This window comes from Mycoplasma sp. 2575 (genome assembly GCF_053851635.1).
This window is the reverse complement of record NZ_JBSQBB010000009.1, coordinates 1-22688: the sequence shown is the minus strand read 5'-3', so window position 1 is coordinate 22688 and position 22688 is coordinate 1. Positions and strand designations below refer to the sequence as shown.

At 29.1% G+C, this 22688-nt stretch carries 19 protein-coding genes and 1 tRNA gene; 15 read left to right on the top strand and 5 right to left on the bottom strand.

The window, feature by feature from the left end; genetic code table 4:
- Window positions 1-22: 22 nt before the first annotated feature.
- Window positions 23-1762 (bottom strand): threonine--tRNA ligase, encoded by a 1740-nt coding sequence (gene thrS / locus ACWXVU_RS02235; RefSeq protein WP_456012105.1) that lies wholly within the window; start codon window positions 1760-1762, stop codon window positions 23-25.
- The gene (gene trpS, locus ACWXVU_RS02230) at window positions 1749-2753 is read right to left on the bottom strand and encodes a tryptophan--tRNA ligase (protein ID WP_456012104.1); all 1005 of its coding nucleotides are present in this window, start codon (window positions 2751-2753) and stop codon (window positions 1749-1751) included. The genes thrS and trpS overlap by 14 nt, the downstream gene beginning before the upstream one ends.
- 252 nt (window positions 2754-3005) lie before the next feature.
- Here trpS and ACWXVU_RS02225 point away from each other — a divergent pair, with 252 nt between their 5' ends.
- The 3 genes from ACWXVU_RS02225 to ACWXVU_RS02215 are packed head-to-tail and all read left to right on the top strand — an operon-like array spanning window position 3006 to window position 8435.
- On the top strand, window positions 3006-3368 hold the full coding sequence (locus tag ACWXVU_RS02225; RefSeq protein WP_456012103.1) for a hypothetical protein: 363 nt from the start codon (window positions 3006-3008) through the stop codon (window positions 3366-3368).
- Between the two features lies 1 nt (window position 3369).
- Entirely contained in the window at window positions 3370-7293 is a 3924-nt protein-coding gene (locus tag ACWXVU_RS02220; RefSeq protein ID WP_456012102.1) for an AAA domain-containing protein, read from the top strand.
- Window positions 7293-8435, top strand: a complete 1143-nt coding sequence (locus tag ACWXVU_RS02215) for a hypothetical protein (RefSeq protein WP_438340695.1) — start codon at window positions 7293-7295, stop codon at window positions 8433-8435. The genes ACWXVU_RS02220 and ACWXVU_RS02215 overlap by 1 nt, the downstream gene beginning before the upstream one ends.
- A 36-nt stretch (window positions 8436-8471) precedes the next feature.
- Here the strand turns inward: ACWXVU_RS02215 and def are convergent, their stop codons facing one another.
- On the bottom strand, window positions 8472-9029 hold the full coding sequence (gene def / locus ACWXVU_RS02210; RefSeq protein ID WP_438340696.1) for a peptide deformylase: 558 nt from the start codon (window positions 9027-9029) through the stop codon (window positions 8472-8474).
- Between the two features lie 102 nt (window positions 9030-9131).
- Here def and ACWXVU_RS02205 point away from each other — a divergent pair, with 102 nt between their 5' ends.
- A complete protein-coding gene (locus tag ACWXVU_RS02205; protein ID WP_456012101.1) occupies window positions 9132-10385 on the top strand; it encodes a hemolysin family protein in 1254 nt (417 codons plus the stop codon).
- 42 nt (window positions 10386-10427) lie between these two features.
- Here the strand turns inward: ACWXVU_RS02205 and ACWXVU_RS02200 are convergent, their stop codons facing one another.
- Complete coding sequence (locus tag ACWXVU_RS02200; RefSeq protein ID WP_444705050.1) at window positions 10428-12041, bottom strand: ABC-F family ATP-binding cassette domain-containing protein; 1614 nt, start codon at window positions 12039-12041, stop codon at window positions 10428-10430.
- Window positions 12042-12345: 304 nt separating this feature from the next.
- Here ACWXVU_RS02200 and ACWXVU_RS02195 point away from each other — a divergent pair.
- Window positions 12346-12421, top strand: a tRNA-Lys gene (locus ACWXVU_RS02195).
- 34 nt (window positions 12422-12455) lie between these two features.
- Here the strand turns inward: ACWXVU_RS02195 and ACWXVU_RS02190 are convergent.
- A complete protein-coding gene (locus ACWXVU_RS02190) occupies window positions 12456-14618 on the bottom strand; it encodes an ATP-dependent Clp protease ATP-binding subunit (RefSeq protein ID WP_456012099.1) in 2163 nt (720 codons plus the stop codon).
- Between the two features lie 216 nt (window positions 14619-14834).
- Here ACWXVU_RS02190 and ACWXVU_RS02185 point away from each other — a divergent pair, with 216 nt between their 5' ends.
- The 10 genes from ACWXVU_RS02185 to ACWXVU_RS02140 form a co-directional block, all read left to right on the top strand.
- Window positions 14835-15287, top strand: coding sequence for a hypothetical protein (locus tag ACWXVU_RS02185; RefSeq protein ID WP_438340700.1), 453 nt, complete (start codon window positions 14835-14837; stop codon window positions 15285-15287).
- Window positions 15280-16074 carry a F0F1 ATP synthase subunit A gene (locus ACWXVU_RS02180; protein ID WP_438340701.1) on the top strand — a complete coding sequence of 265 codons (795 nt, stop codon included), beginning with the start codon at window positions 15280-15282 and terminating at the stop codon, window positions 16072-16074. The genes ACWXVU_RS02185 and ACWXVU_RS02180 overlap by 8 nt, the downstream gene beginning before the upstream one ends.
- 28 nt (window positions 16075-16102) lie before the next feature.
- Window positions 16103-16411 (top strand): ATP synthase F0 subunit C, encoded by a 309-nt coding sequence (gene atpE / locus ACWXVU_RS02175; RefSeq protein ID WP_438340702.1) that lies wholly within the window; start codon window positions 16103-16105, stop codon window positions 16409-16411.
- 42 nt (window positions 16412-16453) lie between these two features.
- A complete protein-coding gene (locus ACWXVU_RS02170; protein ID WP_438340703.1) occupies window positions 16454-16984 on the top strand; it encodes a F0F1 ATP synthase subunit B family protein in 531 nt (176 codons plus the stop codon).
- A gap of 2 nt (window positions 16985-16986) precedes the next feature.
- Complete coding sequence (locus tag ACWXVU_RS02165; RefSeq protein ID WP_456012098.1) at window positions 16987-17517, top strand: F0F1 ATP synthase subunit delta; 531 nt, start codon at window positions 16987-16989, stop codon at window positions 17515-17517.
- Window positions 17518-17530: 13 nt separating this feature from the next.
- The gene (gene atpA, locus ACWXVU_RS02160; protein ID WP_438340705.1) at window positions 17531-19114 is read left to right on the top strand and encodes a F0F1 ATP synthase subunit alpha; all 1584 of its coding nucleotides are present in this window, start codon (window positions 17531-17533) and stop codon (window positions 19112-19114) included.
- Window positions 19093-19977, top strand: coding sequence for an ATP synthase F1 subunit gamma (atpG, locus tag ACWXVU_RS02155; protein ID WP_444705052.1), 885 nt, complete (start codon window positions 19093-19095; stop codon window positions 19975-19977). Before atpA ends, atpG begins: the two co-directional genes overlap by 22 nt.
- A complete protein-coding gene (gene atpD / locus ACWXVU_RS02150) occupies window positions 19961-21427 on the top strand; it encodes a F0F1 ATP synthase subunit beta (protein ID WP_438340707.1) in 1467 nt (488 codons plus the stop codon). The genes atpG and atpD overlap by 17 nt, the downstream gene beginning before the upstream one ends.
- A 2-nt stretch (window positions 21428-21429) precedes the next feature.
- Window positions 21430-21801 (top strand): hypothetical protein, encoded by a 372-nt coding sequence (locus tag ACWXVU_RS02145; protein ID WP_438340708.1) that lies wholly within the window; start codon window positions 21430-21432, stop codon window positions 21799-21801.
- Between the two features lie 281 nt (window positions 21802-22082).
- Window positions 22083-22688, top strand: a 606-nt coding sequence (locus ACWXVU_RS02140; RefSeq protein WP_456012097.1) for a hypothetical protein, incomplete at its 3' end; no start/stop codon positions are given.

The window sequence follows — 22688 nt, the reverse complement described above, 5'->3', positions numbered from 1 at the left end:
TAGGGCTACCTAACTTTTTAAATTATTTTAATTCGCGTTTCAGCATTGATAATTTGGTTATAAATTCTTCTTTTGAATATATTTCGGTTTTTTCACTGCCATATTCTCTTACAGCTAATTTGTTATTTTGAACCTCTTGGCGTCCGATAATAACTATAAATTTAGATTTTTGAATTTGTGCATCGCGAATTTTTTTATTTATTCTTTCGTTTCTTAAGTCAACATTAACATTAAAATCTAAATCCAAAAATTCCTCAAATAGAGATTGACAATAATCATTTAAATCACTTACAATTGGCATTATTGTAACTTGTCTTGGACTTAATCAAAATGGCAGAATACCTTTCGTTTGTTCCAATAATGTAGCGATAAATCTTTCATAAGTTCCAATTAATCCACGATGAATTAAAACAGGCGTTTCAAATTCTTCATTATCATTAACAAACTTCATGTTAAATCTATGAGGGAGCAAGAAATCAAGTTGAAGTGTTGACATTGTTATTATTCTATTTAACGCAGTTCTAACTTGAAAATCGACTTTTGGACCATAAAAAGCTGCTTCACCTATAAATTCCTTGTATTCAATGTTTAATTCCCTTAATACTTCACGAAGGTCATTTTCGGCTTTGTTTCACATTTGATCATCCTTAAAGAATTTTTCTTCATCATTTGGGTCCCTTAAGGAAAGCGAAACATGGTCTATTTCAATTTTAAAATCTTTGAGTGCCTGTAGAATCATTTTATAAAGGTGTTTAAATTCAGATTTAATTTGGTCTGGTCTAACAAAAATATGTCCTTCGGTTAAATCCATAGATCTAACTCTTTCTAATCCAGAAAGGGCACCTGATTTTTCATAGCGGTACAACCTAGATTGTTCAGAATATCGTATAGGTAAATCACGATATGAACGCCTTGTTGAATTAAATAAGATTATATGATGCGGACAAGTCATAGGGCGTGCCACAAGAGTTTCATTATCCATCAATATAGGACTAAACATAACGTCTTGATAATGTGATCAGTGACCACTCATTTCATATAATTTTTTTTCTCCAAAATGAGGAGTTAAAACCTCGGTGAAACCAAATTTTTTATCTAACTTTAAAACATATCTTTGGATTGAATTGTGAATTTTCATTCCATCCTCGAGTCAAATTGGGAAACCTTGGCCCGACAGTTGACTAAACATAAAAAGGTTTAGATCCTTGCCTATTTTGCGGTGGTCTCTTTCCCTTCTTTCTTTTAGAATTTCTATGTAATCATCAAGTTCTTGCTTAGTTTCTCACGAAGTACCATAGATTCTTGTTAACATTTTGTTATTAGAATCACCCTTTCAATAGGCCCCTGCAATTGATAACAATTTAAAATGCTTAATTTCTTTAGTATTTTCGATATGCCCACCGGCGCAAAGATCTGTGAATAAAATTTCATTAGTTTTTGGGTGTTTGAATTGAAAGAAGGTTATTTCTTTTTTTTCATTTACGAATTTATCATATAATTCTTGCTTGTAGGGTTGATTCTCAAAAGAGAAAAAGTCTTTTTCGACCTTTTTCATTTCATAGCCTTGTTCAGCTAGTTTTTTCATTGTTTTTTCAATTCGAGGTAAGTCTGATTCAAAAATTGGATTTTCAAATTCAAAGTCATAGTAAAAACCCTCCTCGATAGCAGGACCAATTGCCAGTTTTGTATTTGGATACATTTTTAAAATTGCTGCAGCTAATAGATGACTAGTTGAGTGATTTAATTTATTATTTGATTTCATTATTTAAACCTAGTCCTTTCATAAATTTTTTAAGAGTAATTGAAGCAGTTTTTGAAGCCTTTTGTGCTCCCTTTTTTGCTTTTTTTTCGATATCTTTTATTACTTCATTGTATTTTGATTGAATTTTAGTTAAAAAATCTTTAACTAAGATGCCCACTTCTTGCTTTAATTCACCATAATTTTTTTCTTTGAAATGTTGTTCAGCTTCCGTTAAGTCTATATCTTTAAGTGAAGAATAAATTGATAATAAATTTTTAATGCCCGGCTTATCGTCTGAGATGTAAATTTTTCCTTCAGAATCAGTAACTGCTTTCATTATTTTTTTATATCCTAATTCAGGATCGTCCAATAAATAAATTGCTGATTTTTCATTTGCATCTGATTTTGACATTTTTTTAGTTGGGTCAACTAGTGACATAATTTTTGCCCCAACTTCCGGTATATATGGCTCAGGAACCTTGAATTTAATATTGAATTTATTATTTAGTCTTTGGGCTATATTTCTTGTTAATTCAACATGCTGCTTCTGATCAATTCCGACAGGCACTAAATCAGCATCATATAAGAGAATATCAGCAACCATCAATGTTGGATACATTAAAAGTCCTGTTGGAATTGTTTCCATACCATTTGAACTTTTTACTTTTTGAGATTTATCTTTAAATTGAGTCATTCTCGATAATTCACCAATAGTTGTATTTGTTAAAATTAACCAGTTCATTAAACCGTGTTCCATAACATCTGATTGAAAAAAAAGGGTCGATTTTTCAGGATCAATTCCACAGGCAATAAATAAAGCGTATATATTTTTACGATTTTCTTCAAGGATATGTGGTTCAATAGGGAGGGTTAGAGCATGGAGATCAGCGATAAATATATAGCTATCATAATTTTCTTGCAATTTAACCATATTTTTTATTGCTCCAATATAGTTTGCTATGGTTAATTTTCCTGTAGCCGTAATTCCACTTAAAACTCTTTTTTTGTCCATTTTGTGCCTTCTTTTTTAATAAATTCTTGTATAAATTTTATAACTTTTTTAAAAATATCATATTAAATAATTTATTATTTAATAATCCAACATTATAACTTTTTTATGCTTAAATTAAGTTGAAAAAATAATTAATAAATTTTATTTGACATCTTTGTTGAAAATTACTATTAATTAAATGTTTTTTTGATATTAATTTTAAATTAAAATATAATTTAAAAGTAGAAATTTTTAAGTGAAAAAGGTGTTAATATGAACCCAAAAAACAAATTTTTATATATCTTTTTAATCATAGTTACTTTTGGATTTATTTTAATTTATTGAAAGAAAAGATTTAGACAAACCAAACCCAAGAATTATCTCTCAAAGGAAACTAAATTAAGTTTTAATTTTGATGTATTTGTTTCGCTATTAGGTGGAAAAGAAAATATTAAATCGGTATCAGCTACACAAAAAATTTTAAAAATTAATTTTCTTGATAAGACCAAGATTGCTATACCGCAATTAAAAAATCTTGATGGTATAACCGGAGTTGCAATTCAAAGTAAGACTATTTCTTTTGTAGTTGGTAATGTAGCCAAACACATAGAGCACTTAATTAATGAGGTAAATTAAAATGAATAACAATACCAAATATCAAATGTTAATGGCTAATCTGCTAAATATTGATACCTTTGATTCTTCATTGTACAGTTCAATTGATAACGAAAAATATTTTGATGTGTTAAAAAATTTCGGTGAAGAAACCTTTGATCATATATACAATAATTTTAATATAAATTGCACGATTTCTGATATTGCAAATCGGATGATTGCAACAAAGGTTTATGAAGCTAAAAATAAGAATGAAGTAATTGCTATTTTTGAAGACTATAATAAACGAATACCAGAAAATTTATTTAAGATGCTTGGTACAAATTTTGAAAAAGCAAAAGCCATTATTGTTGCTAGTCAGGAAACGGAGTTTCAAAAATCAGTTGTTAAGTGAAAGAAAATTTTAAATAAAGCGCAAAATATCAATATTGAAACCAATATTTGGCCCTTACATATAGGCTTTTTCTATATATCAATAAAAACAGAAAATAAAACAATTTATGCTCCATTATTTTTTAAAGAGATATTAGTTGAAGTTAAAAATTCATTGGTTACCTTAAGTTCTAGTTCTGACATAAGAGTAAATAGCAAGCTAGTCACGTTCTTGAATCAAGAAGGCTTTTCACTCAATGTTGACTCATTTGATTTTAATAACCTATCAATTCGTGAAGTATTTGAAAGTTTTAAAAATGCTTGAAAACCACTCTTCAATATGCCCTTAACTTTGAAAGAAGGTATTAAAAATTTAACAATTGAAAATATTGAAAATAGCTCAATAGAATTTTATCCCGGAATAGTTCTTGGTTTTTATAATGTTTCGTCGGGATATTTGTGAAATCAAATGAAAAAAATTATTGAAAATGATGAGTTCGATGAGATTTTAAATCCAAATTTTAATAAGAATTTATATCGTGAAAAGGTTAATAGAGTAATTTTTGATAACAAGTTTAAGCTTTTTAAAATTCAAGAAACTAATTTTTCTCAGGATGTTGCAACAATCTCGTCACTATATCAGGATACAATTATTTGAGGTCCTCCTGGGACAGGGAAATCACAAACTATTTCTAATTTAATAACTAATATTATGACAAGAGGCTACACCGCCTTAGTTGTAAGCCAAAAGAAAGCGGCATTAGACGTTTTACGTAGCAGGCTAAAAAAGCTTTCTATTTTTTGCTTATTTGCATTAAATGATAAAAATCTGAGACCCGAGAATTTTTACAAGCCATTGCGTGAATTTATTCATTTGTTAGAAAATTATGAAAATTCAAATGCTGAAGAAGGTCTTAGTGTTTTTAGTGATGAAGATGAAAGTTATGTTGATAATGTAAATTTAATTAAGCAAACTAAAAATATAGATAATATCATTAATTTTTATAGCGCGGTAATGAATGGTAATTTTAGTGTGCAAACATATGAAAACCTTAAAAAAATGGATCATAATCTTAAATATAATCAATGTTGCGAATTTAGTGATAAGAAGTTAATTATAAAAAAACTATATGAAAAAAATTTTAATAAGAAATGCACTATTTTTAGTATTATTCCTAAAATAATTAAAAACATGGCGGAAATAATATCGAATGATCAAAGTTTAATGACTATTGATATTGATGAGGCGCTTAAATATGTAAATCTTGTTTCATTTGAAGAAATTACTAATTTTGAAAAACAATATAAAAAAATTCTCAACAAAAAAACCAATTATTTAAATGATGATAAAAATATTGTTAAGATGCTTCTTGAAAAAACATTTGATCGGATGACCAATTTTAGCGATGACCAAAAAATGCAATATACTTCCTTTGCTATGGCTATAAGAACTGGCCATTTAAAGCCTTACAAGTTTTTTCACAAACATAAGGAGATGATTAAAATATTATTTCCAATAATTATCACTACTCCTGAACTTGATTTGTCGATGTGATCTAAACAGGAGTTTGATTTTGCTATTCTTGATGAATCATCGCAAATGTTTATTGAAAAGGGCATTCCAATTTTATATTTAGCAAAGCGAAAAATTCTTGCCGGTGATAGCCAACAAATGCAACCCACAAGATGATTCTCTGCGACATATAGTTTTGATGAAGAAGATGACTTTGGCAATATTGAATCGTTGCTAGATTATGCTAGGGCAAGAGGTGTTTATTCGCTGCTATTAGATAAAAATTACCGTTCTAAAAAGGCGACATTGATGACTTTTTCATCAAAGCATTTTTATGAATCAAAACTTGATGTTATTGATAACTATGAACTATCAGTTTCTAATGAAAAAGCAATTGAGGTTTTTCAAGTTGATGGAACTTGGGATAATAGCATGAATGTTGCTGAGGGTGAAAAGGTTATTGAATTATGCAAGCAAAATCTTGAAAAATATAACAAAATAATCATTTTAGTTTTTAATGTTAAACAACAAGAATATCTATTTAATAGAATATTCGGAAATGATCCAGAATTAGAAGATGCTCTAAATAGTGAAAAAGTTGTTTTGAAAAATATTGAAAATATCCAAGGCGATGAAGCTGATTTGGTTATTATGTCAGTTGTGTATGATAAAAATACTGCTTTATATAACACATACGTTGCAAGAAAAGGCGGGAAAAATGCTCTTAATGTGGCAATATCACGCGCTAAAGAAAAGGTCTTTGTTGTTAAATCGATTTATGCCGATGATATTGAAATTACAGATCGATCAACAGCTGACATGATAGTATTTAAGGAATGATTAAAATTTCTTGACTTATCAATTGATGAGCAAAAAAATTATTTAGATGAGGTTGAAGATTTTTTGGCTACTAAAATTATTTCATTGCCCGAAGATATTAAATTTAAGGTTGATGTACTAGATGAACTTCGCAATTTTATTGATGACAAAAACCTTCAATTTGAAACAGATTACTCTGTTGGAACTAAAACCATCGATATTGTTTTAATTAATAAGCTTAACAACAAGCTTATTCAAGGATTTATTTTAGATAATTTTTTATATAAGAATGATTATCGTAAATATCTTATTTTTAGAGACAATATTAAGTTTCTTGAATCTAAGGAATATCCAATTATTACTATTTCCGAAATTGAATGGCCAATTATTAAAAATAAGATATTTGCATATTTAGAAGCATTGATATCACAACAACAAGTAGAAAATCAAGCTATTATAGAATTACAAAAAAATAATATGTATGAATTAAAAGAATATAAAGAAGTTAATTTTATTCCTCAATCTGGAGAAGAAGATATGAATATAGAAACTAAACTAAAAGATAATAATATTGTTAGTTTGAAAGAAAATAATATAAAAACAGGTGATGAAACGGCAAAAAGGAATGATCATATTGATGACGTCGATGATTTTTATGTCGCAGAAATGGATAATCATAAGCAAATAGCGGTTGAAATTGATGAATTCGAAGAACAAAATAATTATTTGGAAATTCATCCAGATGAGACAGATGATATTGACTCTCTTACTGATGATTTTAAGGTAGAACAATTTAAGCAAGATGATTTGGAAGTTGCTCAGGATAATGAAGATTATTCTTCCGATGTTATTATGAATTTAAATGAAAATACACATGAAGAATTCGAAGATAGTGAAGTTTCATTAAATAATTTATCATCTGATTTTTCGGAAGATGATACCTATATAATTGATCAAGAAAATGATGAAACTATCTCAAAAACTGAAATTAATGATTTCAAAATAAATTCCAACAAGTTAAACAATGAGACATATGAGTTTAATAATACTGAATTATTAGGATTATCTAGTGTTGAAGAAAATGATTTTGAATTTGAAGAATTAAAAGAAACTAATGTTAGAGCAGATCAGGAAAAACAGGTTGATTTTAAAAAGATAGAGAATACACCGGATAATATAATTGATGAGTTTGGTTTAGTTGATACTGATGAAAAAACAACGGAATTTGAATTTGGGGATTAATGAAAAAAGATAACAAAGATTTGGAATTTGATTGGGTTGATTCGATTGACAAGGATGTTAGCTTTGAAGACCAATTAAAACATAAAAAAGTTGCTCAACGTCTAACGAAAGCAAAGAAGATAAGAAAAATATTATTTTGGTCACTTTCAGGTGGTTTGCTTTCTTCTGTTATTATTGCAACAGTTAGTATACAACTTACAAAACCTAAAAAAGCACTCATTTACTGGTTTAATAGTGTTAAAAAATACTCATTTAATTTAAATAATAATAAAAACAAAGATGTTAATATAAAAATAAACAACGATATAAAAATTGATGGCACTCCAGAAAGTGTCATGGCTAAAATTATTAATAATAGTGATTCCGATAATATTAGTCTTTTGTTTAAAAAAAATGTTCAAAAAGAAATAAGTGAATATGCAATTTTTGAAAATAAAAATTCTAATGTTAAATGGAAAATTGAATTTGAAAATTTTGTAATTGATACATTATCTAAAAATACATTATTTGTTGATCTTGTTTTTAAACATCAAGAAGGGACAAATACTGAATTTGTTATTAGAAATTTTCCTATTTATACAACATTAAAAACAAAACAATTCAATGAAGAAACAATAAAGAAAAAGCAAGACCAATTTGATAGTAAATTTATTGAATCAATTAGGAATAAGGTCGCTTATAAGTTGCTTTTACCTATTGATGTAAAAGATAAATTTTCTAATGAAAAAATTAATAGATATAAAGCGGAATTTAGAAAATTTATACAAGACTTTAATGATAAATTTTCTTCTATTAAAAATGACTCATCAAAATTAATTGATTATTCTTGGGCTTTTGGTGAACCACATAAGATAAATAACGGCATTGAACAAATGACGGTTGTATCTAACTTTGTAACAGAAACTAATAATTTTTATTCCCCTATTTTATTTACATCTCCAATAAAAATTGAGGGTTTTGATAATGAAGATTGAAAAACATCAACACGAATAAAATTTAAGGGTAGAATTATTACCTTATCTACAAATAAAGAGAAACTAGGTAGATACCATTCTCAATATGGCATTTATATCGAACCTAACTATGGCAATAACCAAAAGGAAATAGAGTTTGATGTTCCATTATTTTTTGAAAAAGGTTAATAAGAAAAATAGGTTATTATCTAACCTATTTTTCTATTACAAAACTTGCAAATCTTTGTCTTTTGCTCATGGGCTCTTTTTATTTATTCTATCTATAAATAATCCACCTTGTAAATGGTCAAATTCATGCTGAAATACGATTGCGCTATAACCACTTGCTTCAAATCTTTTGTATTTCTTTTCCATATATGAATATCCATCAAAAATAACTCTTGCATATCTAGGAACTAAGCCTTCCTGATTTGGTCAATCTTCGCTAACGCTTAGGCATCCTTCGCCTTCCGATAAGGCAATTTTATGCTCTGAGTGACCAATAAGTTTTGGGTTTATTATGGCATCATTAAAAATCACATTGTTATTATTATCAACTATCAGAATATAAAATATGTTTTTTGGTATTCCATATTGAATAGCTGCGACACCGACAGCTGGTCTAAATTTTGTATTTTGTTTTTGACTATCGCTGACATGAAAAATCATTTTTTCAATCAAATCAATATTTTCCTGTGATAAGGGAATTTCTACATCTTTTGATTTTTCTCGTAATATTTTTTTAGGTAATTGCACTATACTAACATCTTCAAATTTAAACATAATATAACATTATAAAATATTTAAATATAAATAATAATTATTTTTGCTATTATATAATACTAATTATAGTTATATTTTAAATTTTTGTATGGAGACATTTAGATGGACCTCGAACCTTGACATTACGCTTTATTAATAATTTTACTAGCCATATTGCTCGTTTGTTCTGGAATTTTTTCCGCAACTGAAACGGCATATACTTCTTTAACCAAGGCCAAAATCGAGACAATGATTGAAAAGAATCAAAAAAGATATAAAATAATTCTAAAACAGCACAATTTCTTTAATAGAACACTCGGAACCATTCTAATTGCTAATAATCTGGTAAATATTGGTTCTTCAACATTATTAGTTTATCTTTTAACACAAGCCTTTGGAGCTCCTAAGGCAGGCTTGGCATCAATTATTTCAACAATTGTAATGACACCAATTATTGTTTTATTTGCTGAAATATTGCCAAAATTGGTTGCAAAGCGCTATCCAGAAAAAACTGTTAAATCATTTTATTGGTTTATTGAAATGTTATATTGAATATTTATTCCCATAACATATCTTATTTCTAAAATTGGAAAGAAGATTTATATTACCAATACTGAGGAAGATGTTAAAAACTTATTAAATATCGCACATGATGAGGGTGTTTTAGAATTTAAAGAATCTGCAATGGCCCAAAATGTTTTAGATCTTGATTCAACTAAGGTTTCACAGCATTATATTAAAATGAAAAATGTGGATTTTATCAGTTCTAAGGCTACTATGCAAGAAGCACTAAAAATGTTTAGAGAAACTAATTATTCACGAATACCAGTTGAAAAAGATGGTAATTTAATTGGCATATTGTTGCTTAAGGATATATTTTTTCTTAAAAAAGGAAATATTTTAAATTATATTAAAACTGTTCCTAAGGTTTCTGCTAACTCAATCTTATCATCAGCACTTGAAAAGTTGAGACAATCGCGCGCGCAAATGGCCTTCGTTACCGAAACTAACAGTGATGATAAACCAATAGGTATTATTACTATCGAGGATATTCTTGAAGAAGTTGTTGGCGAAATATATGACGAATATGACAACGATGAACAAATCTACGAAATTAGTCTTGAAAGATGTGAAGCTAAGGGTTCTGTCTTAATGAAGGTTCTATGAAAACAATTGGAACTTTATGAATATCTCGATTATCAATTAACTGATAAGGAAAAGAATCAAACACTTTCAAGTTGGATTGAGTCAAAAAAAGGTCATTCATTAAGAAAAAATACCAAATTTGAACTTGAAGACAAAATAACGTTTTTGGTTTTAGAAAAGAAGTCAAGAGAAAAAAAATATGATTATTTCGAGATAGATTGAAGCAATTAGCTAAATTTAAAAATCCGGAAACTAATTTCCGGATTTTATTAATTAATATCCCATAGCTTCTTCATATTCGTCGAGATTTCCATAAAATAAGAAACTTGATTTTGGTTTTATTTCAAGAATAACATTCGCGCATTCTTTAATCATAGCACGATTATAGGTTGTAAAAATGCATGAGCTCTTATATGATTTAACGCCTTCAATTAAGCTATCAATTGACTCCGAATCTAAGTGATCAAGAGGTTGATCAAAAATTAAAAAGTTGCTTTCTTCTAGCATCAATTTAGACATCATTAACCTAACCTTTTCTCCCCCGCTTGTTACTTGGACGTTTTTAAAAACACTATCATTAGAAAATAACATTCTTCCCAGAAATGCCCTCATTCTAGCATCACTGTTATCTTTTGTTTCTTGTGTAGTGTTATTTAATGGCCATTTACTTAATCAATCAATAATGCTTTCTGATTCATTAAAATATTCTTGATTATTTGAGGGAAAATAGTTAGGAGAAATAGTTATACCTCATTCAACAGTCCCGGAAGTTGGCTTTCTTCTATTCATTAATATTTCAAGGAATCTGGTTTTAGCAATATCATCATTGCCTACAATAACCATTTTATCACCAGGTTTTAAGGAAAAAGTTACATTTTCAAATAGTGTGTCTCCATTTTCATTTTTATATGTTAAATTATGAACATTTAAAATTTGTTTTCCGGGCAATCTATTTAGTTCAAATTTAATATATGGATACTTTCTTGATGAAGGTTTTAGTTCATCAATCACAATTTTTTCTAATAATTTTTTCCGGCTTGTTGCTTGCTTGGATTTTGAAGCATTGGCAGAAAATCTGGCAATGAATTCACGCAACTTTTGTGCTTGTTCTTCTTTTTTTAGATTGGTTTTTTGTTGCATTTCAACTAATAATTGACTCGATTGCTTTCAAAATGAATAATTACCAACAAATAACTTCGCTTCTGAATAGTCGATATCAATGATATGGGTACATATTGCATCTAAAAAGTCGCTATCATGACTAACAACAATGACAATATTTGGATAATCCATTAAGAAGTTTTCTAATCACTTTATAGTCTTTAAATCTAATCTATTAGTTGGTTCGTCCATGATCAAGATGTCTGGATTTCCAAATAGGGCTTTTGCTAATAAAACTTTAACTTTCTCGTTTGCTTTAAGATTAGACATTTGCATATTTCATTTTTCAGGTTCAATACCTAAATTTGAAAGAAGAGTTTGGGCATCATTTTCAGCGTTTCATCCGCCCATTTCTCCAAAAAGTTGTTCTAAGTGGCTTGCCTTTTCATAATCTTCCATTGTAGCCTCAGGGTTTTCATAAATTTTATTCTTTTCAATATTTATTTGATAAAGTTCCTTATTGCCCATGATTACAACATCGGTAACATTAAAATCATTAAATTCATCCTGGTTTTGGCTCAAAACACTCATACGAGCATTTTTTTCTTTAATAATTTGACCCTCAGTTGCCTCGATCTCGCCACTTAAAATTTTTAGAAAAGTAGATTTTCCTACACCATTAGCCCCAATTATTCCATACACATTTCCAGGCAAGAATTTCAGATTGATATTGGTAAATAATTTTTTATCTGGAAAGATTTTGCTTATTCCACAAACATCTAGCATAGTAAACTCCTTAAAATATATCAGTATATAACTAAAAAATTTTACTAAATTTTGTAGGTTTTTATATTATATTGAAGGCCTCGGATTATATAAACATGATTTATATTGCTTTTTATATTAAAACTTAATCTTTTAATAGACTTTTTTAATTATTTCATAGTATTTTATGCCTTGCGAAATATTAATAAAATTGGTTTAATTTATTGTATTCCTGAAAAGTCTTACATTTATTTGCAATAAATAATTATTTTTTTTAATATCATCAAAGATATTTGTTTATAATTTATTAGGTATTATTTTAAATGCATCCTTAGCTCAGCAGGTAGAGCAAGGGACTCTTAATCCCTGGGTCGTGGGTTCGATCCCCACAGGATGTACCATATAAAAATACAAGGCTAATTGCCTTGTATTTTTTTAATTACCTTCATGATCTATTTCTATTTTAATTTCATTGTTTACAATTGATAGATAAATAATCGAATCTTCTTCTATTGAGTTGCGTAATATAAAATCTGCAAGTTTATTTTCGATATTGTTTTGAATAAATCTTCTAATAACTCTAGCACCAAAAGCTGTGTTATATGACTTATCTGCAATATAGTCGATAACTCCTTGATCGTATTGCAACTCAGATTTAATATTTATCGAAATACGGTTGGCTAGTTTTTTTAATTCTAAATCAACAATTTCTTTTGTGACTGAGTTACTCAATTTATTGAATGGAACAATTTCATCAATACGGTTAATAAATTCCGGCTTAAACTTAGTTAACAAGATTTTTATAATTTCATCCTTGCTAGGCATTTTTGTCATAATTTGTTCTGACCCAATGTTTGAGGTCATTATAATTATTGTATTTCGAAAATTTATTTTTCGACCTTTATTGTCGCTTAGTATCCCGTCATCCAATATTTGCAAAAGAATATTTAGAACATCAGCATGGGCTTTTTCGATTTCATCAAATAAAACTATTGAATAAGGGTTTTGTCTTACTTTTTCTGTTAATTGGCCACCATTATTATCATAGCCAATATATCCTGGAGGCGAACCGATTAGTTTTGATATGCTATGTTTTTCCATATATTCAGACATATCTAAACGAATAATATTGTTTTCATTGTCAAATAGATTGAGTGCTAATGCTTTAGCAAGTTCTGTCTTTCCTACACCTGTTGGCCCTAGAAATAGAAATGAACCAATAGGTCGATTAGGATCATTAATATTAGCTTTAGCTCTTTTGATAGCTTCTGAAACTAGCTTGATAGCATTTATTTGACCCTTAACCCTTAATGCAAGATTTTCGCTTAATTTAAGAAGTTTATTTTTTTGCTTTTCAAGCAATTTTGTTACCGGTATTTTAGTTCATTTGCTTACAACCTCAGCAATTTCTTCCTCATCAATTGTTTCTCTTATTAAACGATTTGGCAAATTAGTTAGTTTGTTTTCAATTTCTTTTTTTGAATCATCAAGTTCTGGTAATAAAACATACATAACTTTTGAAGCTTCAAGGTATTTGCCTTCATTTTGTAATGTGTTTAGCTGTCTTTTTAAATCTTCAATATTGTCTTTTAGTGAGGATAGTTTAGCAATTAAATTTTTTTCTTCTTCTCATTGGCTAGACAGCTTTTTATGCTCTGCCTTGATTTTTGTTAGATGTTCATTTATTTGTTTTATGCGGTCATTATTGTTGTTATTTTCTTTACCAACAGAGTTTTTTATTGCTGCCTTTTCGATCTCCAGTTTAGTTATTTCATAATTTAGTTTTTCAATTGGCTCGGGAATATATTTCATTTCTGTTTTAATAGATGCTGAGGCTTCATCTACTAGGTCTATTGCCTTATCAGGTAGAAAACGATCTTGGATATATCTGGCCGATAGGTTTGCTGCGGCTACTAGGGCCTCATCCTTGATTTTTACCTCATGAAAAGTTTCAAGTCGTTCTTTGATTCCCCTTAAAATGGTAATGGTGTCCTCAATAGTTGGTTCATTAATAAAAATCTTTTGCATTCTTCTCTCGAGAGCAGAATCTTTTTCAATGTGTTTTCTGTATTCGTCGAGAGTGGTAGCGCCAATTAGGTGTAATTGTCCTCTTGCCATCATTGGTTTTAACATGTTACCTATATCCATACTACTATCACCTGTTCCACCAGCTCCGACGATCATATGAATTTCATCAATAAAAAGAATAATTTCGCCATTAGAATCTTTAATTCTTTTTAAAATAGCTTCAATTCTTTCCTCAAATTGACCTCGAAATTGTGTTCCTGCAACAATAGATGAAATATTAAGCTCGTATACTTTTTTATTTTTTAAATTCTCAGGCACTTGGTTATCAATAATTTTTTTAGCTAATCCTTCAACAATTGCTGTTTTTCCAACGCCTGGTTCCCCAATTAAAACTGGGTTATTTTTTGTCTTGCGAGATAAGATTCTTACTAATGATCTTATTTCTTCGTCGCGATTTATAACTGGTTCTAGCTTTCCTTCCGAAGCCAGTTCAGTAAGATTGCGGCCATATTTTAATAATGGGTCTTTATCTTCTTTGTTATCCTCTGCAGGTGTTCATGATGCATGCATATTTCGACCTCCTTAATTTAAATATATATTAATTATAACACAATTTAGCACTCTACTACTTAAAGTGCTAAAAAACTATTTTTTCATATTTGATTTTAGGTTTTAAGGATGTATGTTTTTTGGCATTATTTTGTGAATATATTTATAAAAACAAAAAATTCAAAAGTAATATAATTTTACATTAGGTTATTAAAATATAAAAATAACCACTTGAGCATGAATAAAACACATGGAAAAAAAATTTGAATAACTTATACTACATTAAATGTTGCGTTGTTGTTAATATTTTCATCAATGTCATTTTTTGACTACTCGTTATTGTTAGGGTATTTAGTGGGTATAGTTAGTTTTTTATTATTTTTATTATCAGTATATGTGATCCTAAAAATTGTGAAAAATAGTATTAATGTTCAAGGTAAAAAACATTATAAAATAAGGATGCTTATTTCTGTTCTTATATTTTTTGCATTGAATATTTTTAATGGAGCAATATTTGCTATTTTTATTTATATTAATACTTACCTTCACAAAGACTATCCCGGTTTAAATGCTGCTTTTTTTCCATTTAATACAATCACAATGACAGCACCTTATATTCTATTGTCCATTTTTTCAATAGTGTGGGCCGTTGTTACTATGGTTAATAAAAGAAAGGAGCTAAATGGATAAATTACTAAAAATTAATTGATTTGGTTCGACAGAAATTAATAGTAATCAAATATTTTCATTAATATCCTTAGTTTTTATTGTTCTTATTTTGTCAGTTTTAATTTATGTAGCAGTAAAACGACAAAAAGTTGACAAGGCACCTAATGCTGCTTTAATCCTAGTTGAAACAGCTATTATCGGCGGAGATAATTTCTTTAGTGATACACATGAATCGAAGTTTGATAAAGCAAATCCATACTTAATATCATTATTTGTGTTTATGTTCTTTGGAAACATATTATCATTAGTTGGTTTTGCTCCGGTTGGCTCGAGTTTATCTGCGGTTTTAGCTGCCACAGTGGTGTCTTGATTAGGAACGGCTGGTGTTGGGATAGCTTATAACAAAATTAAGCATATTATTAAATTGCTAAATCCATTAGAATTTGCTTCAAATTTCTCACCAATTGTTTCTATGACTTTCCGGGTATATGGAAATATCATTGGGGGAGTTGTTCTTGTTTCATTGGCAACAATTTTCTTAAACAATATATGAGCAAAAATTATTGGTCTTGATGTTAGTGCTGAAGCTTCGACATTCAATCCATTTGGTGTTGTGGTATTGCCGGCATTTAATCTTTATTTTGATTTATTTGATGGTATTATTCAAGCATTTGTTTTTGTAGTGTTGACAATGTCATATTGGGCGCAAGCAGCTGAGGAAGACGTTAAGGAAAAACATAAGAAAAAAATTAGAGATTGAAAAAGTAAAATTATCGCTAATAAACAATTAATTCAAGAAAGTAATTAAAATATTTTTAAAAATATAGGAGAAAAAAATGATTGATAAATTAGATAAAATTTCAGATGTTATTAATAGATTTGACCCAAGTAAAGCCGGTGATGCTAGCGGTCAAAATTACCCCTTTGCATACGGTTTAACAATGTTAGGTGCCGGGTTAGCAATCTTTGGAGCTGGATTTGTTTCGATTGGTCAAGGTATGGCCGTTGCTAAAGCCTGTGAAGCTGTTGGTAGAAACCCAGAAGCTTTATCTAAAGTTCGTACTTTATTAATTTTAGGTTTAGCTATTGTTGAAACTGCATCAATTTATTGTTTAGTTATTGCTTTATTATTAATCTTTGTATAGTTAAATTATTTTTTGATTTATATGAGAGTATTAACTTATCTTATGAAAGCCCCTGAAGGTAAAGGGGGAGTTAGTGAAGAATTAGAAAAAACCTTCTCTGGCTTAACATTTAATTGGCCTCTATTTGTTTTTTCTTTAATTGTGTTAATGCTAATAACCATTATTATTACTTTTTTGGTATACAAACCAATTAAGAAAATGGTTAAAAAGCGTCAAGAATTAATTCAAAGTAATATTGATGCTTCAATCAAAGCAAAAGATGAAGCACTAAAAATACAAGAAGAACATGATTTAAAAATAATTGAGGCTACTAATCAGGCAAGAACTATTATCAATAATGCAAAAGCTGAAAGTGAAAGAATTGTAAATAGTGGTTCAGCTATTGCAAAGAAAAAAGCTGAAATGATGTTAGAACAAGCAGAAATTTTGATTAATAAAAAGCGTGTTGAATTCAGTAAAGAGCAAAAGAAAATTATTATGGAAAATGCTGTTGAAATTGCTAAAAAAATTATTGGCCGTGAAATAAAAGATGCCGATAATGTCAAAATGATTAATGAGGTTATTAAGAAATAGATATGACTGAATTAAATGAAGTAATTAATAATTGATCATTTGCCTTATATGATTTAGCTAATGGGTCTGATCAACTTCAGGAAATTACTAATCAGACTGCTGACATTATTAAGGTTTTGAAACAAAATAAAGATTATTTAAAAATCTTAAATTCTTTTGATATAACGGAAGAACAAAAGTTTATGTTAATTAGTGAGGCTTTTGATTCATACCATCCATATATATTAAATATTATTAAATTAGCAACCAGAAAACATATTGTTAAATATATGGATATTATATTTCATCGCTTTATTGAATTAGCAAATGAAAAATTAAATATTAAGTATGGTTATGTATATTCAGTTAAACCATTAAGTACTGATAAGATGAAAAACCTTGAAAAAAAGATTTCATCTGATCTAAATGCAAAAGTTACTTTAACTAATCATATAGACCCTGATTTAATCGGTGGAATAAGAATAAAAGTAGACGAGTACTTGATTGATAACTCTGTTTTGGGAAAATTAAACAAGATAAAATCATTAGAATAATGAAAGGAAAGATATGGCTTTAAAACCCAGTGATTTATCAGCTATCATTAAAAATCAAATTAAAGATTTCAACGAAACTGTTAGTTATGATGAAGTAGGTAGAGTTATTACTGTTGGTGACGGTATTGCTCTAGTTAGTGGTTTAACTAATGTTGAATATGGTGAATTAGTAATATTTGATTGCGGTATTGTTGGTATGGCCTTAAATCTTGAAGAAGAGTTGGTTGGTGTTGTTGTTACTGGCGATGATCGTAATATTGTGGAAAATTCACATGTCAAGAGAACACACAACGTTATCTCGGTTCAAGTGGGTGACGCTTTATTGGGCCGTGTTATTAATGCCCTAGCATTACCAATTGATGGTAAGGGTAAAATTAATAGTGAAATAAAGAGACCAATTTTCAAAATTGCGCCTGGTGTTATGACACGTAAGGAAGTTTCAGAACCCTTACATACTGGTATTTTGGCAATTGATGCTTTAATTCCTATCGGAAAAGGACAACGTGAACTAATTATTGGTGATAGACAAACAGGAAAAACAGCCATTGCCATTGATGCGATATTAAACCAAAAAGGCAAAGATGTTTATTGTATCTATGTGGCTATCGGCCAAAAAAATTCAACAATTACCCAAATTGTTGATCAGCTTGAAAAGAATGATGCAATGAAATACACAACTATCATTGCAGCATCAGCTTCTGAAAGTGCGCCATTGCAATATATAGCACCCTATACTGGCGTAACTATTGCTGAGGAATGAATGGCAAGAGGTAAAAGTGTTTTAATAGTTTATGACGACTTATCAAAACATGCCGTTGCTTATCGAACATTATCTTTATTGTTAAGAAGACCTCCCGGCCGTGAAGCATATCCTGGTGACGTCTTTTATCTACATTCGCAATTACTAGAAAGATCTGCAAAACTAAATAACGATTATGGTGGTGGTTCAATAACTGCCTTGCCAATTATCGAAACACAAGCTGAAGATATTTCAGCATATATTCCAACTAATGTTATTTCAATTACTGATGGTCAGATTTTTACCAAAGAATCTTTATTTAATTCTGGACAAAGACCTGCAATTGATATTGGTTATTCTGTAAGTAGAGTTGGTTCAGCCGCGCAAACCAAAATGACTAAAAAGGTGGTGTCAAGTTTAAAGCTAGAATTAGCTCAATATAATGAAATGCAAGCATTTGCACAATTTGGTTCTGATTTAGACCAAAATACAAGAATTATTTTGGAACATGGTGCTAAGGTCTATGAGTTGTTGAAACAGTCACAATTTTCACCATATTCTCCTGGTCAACAAATTATCTTATTGTTCCTTGCTAAGTATCGCTTAATTAATGTAATCCCTAAAAACAACATTATTAAATATCGTCAAGAAATTCTAACTTATTTTGCAACAGAACCTAAAGCAATAAAAATCATGAGAAAGATCGATGAATCTAATGATTGAACTAATGAATTAATTGAAGAAATTTATAATCAAATCATTTTATTTAATGACCTGTTTATAAAGACTATTCCCCTATATAATCCTGAAAACTTTATGCCTATCCCTGAATTACCATGGAAAGCTTGCAAAAAATAAAGCAACGTATTAATTCAATTAATTCTACCAAAAAAATAACGAAGGCTATGGAACTTGTAGCCACTGCTAAGTTTTCAAAAATTAAAAACAAAATTAGTGAGGTTAAATCTTACTTTAAAAATGTTGAAGCTATTTTTATTAATCTTGTAAAAAATTCAACGCAGGATATTGACAAATTATTAAATAAGCATGCATGAAAATTTAGCAATCGTCGTAATTTATATATTATTTTTGGGAGTGATTTAGGTCTATGTGGATCATTCAATTCCGAAATGTATAAAATGATAAATGAAGTTGTTACAGGTGAAGATATTTTGATTGTTATTGGCTCTAAATTGTTAAGCCTAATTGAAAAAAATAAAAAATATCACATTATCCAAACCTTAACACAAATCGGTGATAATCCAACATATGAAATAGCTCAAGTGATTTCAAATAAGATTTATGATGTTTTAGAAATATCACTTTTAAATTCAGTTAAATTAATTTATACCAATTATGAAAACCCATTAAAGGCCGATCCTGTCGTTCAAGAAATTTTTCCAATTTCAGCAAACACGATCGGCAAAATCGAAAAAAATAACCAAAGTTTTCACCAAGATAAAGGGATCAGGGAGATTGTTTTTGAGCCCAACCCTGAAACCATTTTAATTAACTCATTTAGAATATTCTTTGAAGCATCTATTTTTCATGCTTTAACTAATGCAAAATTGGCAGAAACTAGTCAAAGAAGAACAGCAATGGAACAGGCTTCTGATAATGCTGAGGACCTTATTGATGAATTAAAAATTGAATATAATAGTTCGCGTCAATCAAAGATAACACAAGAATTGACTGAAATTGTTAATGGTGTCGGATCTTAAAGAAAGGATAAAGAAAATGACTAATAAAAAAAATAATGAATTAAATTATGGTGTTATTACCCAAATTCTTGGTGCTGTTATTGATGTCAGATTTAAGGAAGGCACTGCACCTAAAATGCTTAACGCCTTGGAAGTTATTGATGAAAAAAACCCTAACAACAAACAAATTCTTGAGGTTGCTCAACATATTGGTAATGACACTGTAAGAACAATAGCCATGAGTTTAACCATTGGTTTAAGACGTGGCATGAAGGTCTTAGACCTTAAAAGACCAATTACTGCACCTGTTGGTAAGGAAATTCTTTCAAGAATGTTTAATGTTTTAGGTCAACCTATTGACTTGCTAGGAGGCGATTTTGAGCAACAAATGCCTATCCATAGAAGCGCACCTAGTTTTGAAGAACAAAAATCCACTTTAGAAATATTTGAAACTGGTATTAAGGTTATTGACCTATTAATACCATACATTAAAGGTGGAAAAATTGGTCTTTTTGGTGGGGCCGGTGTCGGCAAAACTGTTTTAATACAAGAATTGATTAATAATATTGCAAAACAACATGGTGGTTTATCAGTATTTGCTGGTGTTGGCGAAAGAACAAGAGAGGGTAATGACTTATACCATGAAATGAAGGCAAGTGGTGTTTTAGATAAAACTGCATTAGTATTTGGACAAATGAATGAGCCTCCAGGCGCTAGAATGAGAGCGCCGTTTACTGCACTAACTATGGCCGAGTATTTCCGTGATCAAATGGGCCAAGATGTGCTTTTATTTATTGATAATATCTTTAGATTTACCCAAGCAGGTTCAGAAGTTTCGGCATTGCTAGGTAGAATGCCTTCTGCCGTTGGGTATCAACCAACATTAGCAGTCGAAATGGGGCAATTGCAAGAAAGAATTACTTCTACAAATAAGGGATCAATAACATCTGTTCAAGCAGTTTATGTTCCTGCTGATGACCTTACCGACCCTGCTCCTGCGACCACATTTACTCATCTAGATGCGAAAACTGTTTTAGATCGTGATATTGCAGCATTAGGTATTTATCCTGCTATTGATCCATTGGGTTCTAATTCACGTATGATGGATCCTAATATCGTTGGTTTAGATCATTACAATACTGCGAGAGAAGTACAAAATATTTTGCAAAGATTTAAGGAATTACAAGATATTATTGCAATATTGGGTATGCATGAATTATCAGAGGAAGACAAGAAGGTTGTTGCTAGAGCACGTAGAATAAGAAGTTTCCTGTCCCAACCATTTTTTGTTGCTGAAAAATTTAGTGGTATAAAGGGTAGATACATTAAATTACAAGATACCATTAGATCATTTAAAGAAATTTTAAGCGGAAAATACGATGATCTACCAGAAGAAGCATTTTTATATGTTGGTACTATTGAAGATGTTATTGAAAAAGCTAAAAACCTTGGATATGTATTTGACAAATAGTTATGAATGATAAATTCATTGAAATAGTTATAACAACGCCAAATTGTGTATATTATCAAGGTAAAGGTAGTATCGTAACATTTACCACTACTGAGGGGCAAATTGGTCTAATGAAAGATGCTGTTCCATTTTTAGCGGCATTAGTTCCCTCACAAATAATTATTAAAGATCAAGATAATAATAACCGGATTTTTTACATCGATCGTGGGATTGTTGAATTTAGAGATAATTTGCTTTCATTGATTGTCAATAATATTGACGTTAAACCAATTGACACAGAAATCAAGTTTAAAAAAACAAATGAAAAGAAATATACTATTATTGAAGAAGTTGTTTTAAAAAAGAAATTGGCAGAACAAAATAAAAAACTATAAATACAGAGAAATCTGTATTTTATTTATTTTTTTTAACGACTCAAATAAGTTATTGGCGTTAGTTTAACTGCTAGTAGATATTTAAAATATATTAGCTAATATAAAAAACTATAAAAATAACTATAAATTAGATTTTTACATTAAACCGAAAGAAAACCCTAAATTTTCTTTAAAAAAAATTCCAAAACAAGTTAGAAAATAATGATTATTTTCACTCTGTACTACAATATATAATATATATAATTAAATTACAACTTAAACTTTCATAAAGGTATTAAAGAATGCGAAAATCTAGTAAATTATTAATAACATTATGTACCCTTAATGTGGGTGCTATTATTGCATCAGTAGGAATTTCTATTTCTACAACTATTAAGCAAAAACCAAGAAACGCTCTGATTAAAAAGATTAAAGAAATTCAAGAAGAATTGGTAACTAATAAAAAGCTTAGTGAAGAACAAAAGGTTGCTATTAAACAAGCTATTGAAGAAGCTAATAAGGTTCTTATTGGGCAAAACATGGATGATGCTAATTTTGAAAATGCTATTTCGCAATTAGTTAGTTCATATGAAGCAATCATACAAAATTTTGAACCAGTCCCAGATATTAAAGAAAAGGAAAATTCTAAAAATAGATATAATGCAAAGTTGCAGCAAGCTATGAAATTATCTTCTATATTAGTTGATTCAAAATATGAAGAAGTTAAGAAAAAAATAGATGGAACTATTCAAAGAAACACCAATTTAATTAATGATAAAACTACAAAGGATCAATATGACCGAGCTGCAAAGGATTTAGAAGATGCTATTACTGAAGCTAATAAGCAAAAGAAAATGATTGATGATAGCAAAGATTCTGAATTAGAAAAAGCCAAAAAAGCGTTTGAA